Annotated in this window: 1 protein-coding gene and 1 pseudogene; one reads left to right on the top strand and one right to left on the bottom strand. The window is 62.0% G+C overall.

Translation table 11 applies throughout. From position 1 onward, the window contains the following. Window positions 1-86: 86 nt before the first annotated feature. Window positions 87-1,070, top strand: a complete 984-nt coding sequence (locus tag NW819_RS09235) for an energy-coupling factor transporter transmembrane component T family protein (protein ID WP_414413557.1) — start codon at window positions 87-89, stop codon at window positions 1,068-1,070. Window positions 1,071-1,094: 24 nt separating this feature from the next. Here the strand turns inward: NW819_RS09235 and NW819_RS09230 are convergent. Beyond that, window positions 1,095-2,051: pseudogene (locus NW819_RS09230) on the bottom strand (histidine kinase); the annotation flags it as partial.

The raw sequence follows: 2,051 nt of genomic DNA, 5'->3' as shown, positions 1-2,051 counted from the left end.
CGCAACGCTGCTGCGACCGCGCTACGGGGATGGAGTTCTCGGTCCCGCCCTTTTAAGGGGTATAGTCTGCTTCCTTCTCAACTGTTGTGGATATTCTGCGCAATGCCCCGCTGGGGATTTATCTGGAAGAGCCTCGCACCTGGCTACATTGCCTGGATCCGCGGGTTAAGCTGGCCTGGCTGCTCAGCTTTCTCCTCAGCCCCATTTTGGCCGGCAATGGTTGGCGCTTGGCCGTGGTGGTGGCTCTTCTGCTGCTAACTGTGGCGGCCCGTCTGCCGCGCCGGGTTTGGTCGGGCCAACTCTCCCTGGTGCTGGCCCTGAGCCTGCTCACCTTTGGGATCACCAGCTTGGCGCCGGATGGATTGGGGGTTTTTCCCCAATCGCAACGGCAGGATATGCAGGTGGTGGGCTATGGGCTGACCGGGATCCCCGCTGTTCCCGTTAGCGGTGCAGGGCACTTCGACTTGGCCGTAGAACAGGGATCCCCAGACCGTGCCTGGCGGGCGCAAACCCGTGCCTGGCAAACTCCTTATCGCTACCGCCTGGTTCAGTTTTCCCTATTGGGACGAACCTTTCAGGTCTCCCGCCGTTCTCTATCGGTGGCGCTGCGGCTGGGCACCCTCATTTTTACGTTGCTCTACGCTACCCATTTGTTTCTGTTGACCACAGCCCCCGAAGAAATTGCCGAGGGGATCGGCCAATGGTTGCAGCCTCTCAAGCGTTGGAGCTGGCCGATTGCCGAAGTAATTCTCACCCTCACCTTGGCGCTGCGCTTTCTGCCTTTGGTGATGGAAGAGGTGCAAAACTTGGCGCGGGCGGTGCGAACTCGGGATGTGCGCTGGGGATCCCTGAGTTTCCGGGGCGGGATGCAAACCCTGCTGGCCTTGGTGGAGCGCTTTTTTGAAAACTTGCTCCTGCGTGCCGAACAGACGGCTATGGCAATGCAGGCCCGTGGGCTGACCGGCCCAGACCATCCCCTGCGCTGGCACCGCCTACAACTGCGGCGGCTGGATCGCGGCCTACTGGCTCTACTGCCCCTGTTTTGGCTGCTCAGAACCTTGTCCCCCTAAGGTGACCGGCAACACAGCTTTTTCCTACCCAGGGGGATGGGGCTCGTCGCTGCCCATCGGCAGGAGCAGCCGAGAGACACAACGCCCATCGGAAGAGAGGTAAAAGGAGAGCTGGCCCCCCATCCGCTGCACCACCCGTTGACACAGGCTGAGTTCCAGACCAGGACTTACCGATAGAGGCGACTTGAGCAGAGGATCCGCGTAGATCACCTGGTTCGGATCCAACTGAAGGGCGGCCATCAGGTGAGGGTCGAAGCTGCCCTGATCCACCACCAGCAGCTCTGCATAGCCAAAGGGCTCCGCATCGCTATCGCGAACGCTGGCTTGGCTCCACAGATCCAGCCGCCCCCCTTCCGGGCTGCGCAAAATAGCGGCTGTCAACACCTCCCAGAGCACCATCTCCAGTCGTTCGGGATCCCCCTGGACGGCAATGCTCATGTCCCCATGGGCCCGCGGCCACAGCTTGCGTTTTTGGGTCAGGCCCTCCACCCGGCGCAGGCTTTTGCGCACCAAGGTTGCCAAGGGCACCGACCGCGACTGCGGCTGCACCTGCCAAGTTTCCGACTGCAACAACGGCCCTGTGGAGACGGTCAGATCCCGCAGCCCTCTGCCGATCTCCACCACCTTTTGCCAGCGGGTGGCTTCGTCTCCGGGAATCTCCGGCACCTGACCCAGGCGGCGCAGGCTGTCCAGAAGGGCATTCTGCATGTCCATCAGGCGGCGGTGTTTGTACCAGTTCAACTCCCTGAGCACCTCCTGCTGCTCTTGCAAAGTTTGCATCCAGAGCAAGCGCCGCACCGTCCAGCCGCAGGTCTGGGCGATCAACATCACAGCCGCCCGCTCGTCGGGATCCCAAACCTTGCCCGCTTCTGCCCCCAAGATCAAAACTCCCAAAGCTCCCGCCTGCGAGGAGTTTGTCTCCCCCAGCGCCACCAGCAGCCAGGATCCCAGGCCGGTAGCAAAGTGCTCCGCACCGCTGAC

This window comes from Synechococcus sp. R8-2 (assembly GCF_047461715.1).
Classification (GTDB): domain Bacteria; phylum Cyanobacteriota; class Cyanobacteriia; order Thermostichales; family Thermostichaceae; genus Thermostichus.
The sequence above is the reverse complement of the archived record's forward strand: the minus strand, read 5'-3'. Positions and strand labels throughout refer to the sequence as shown.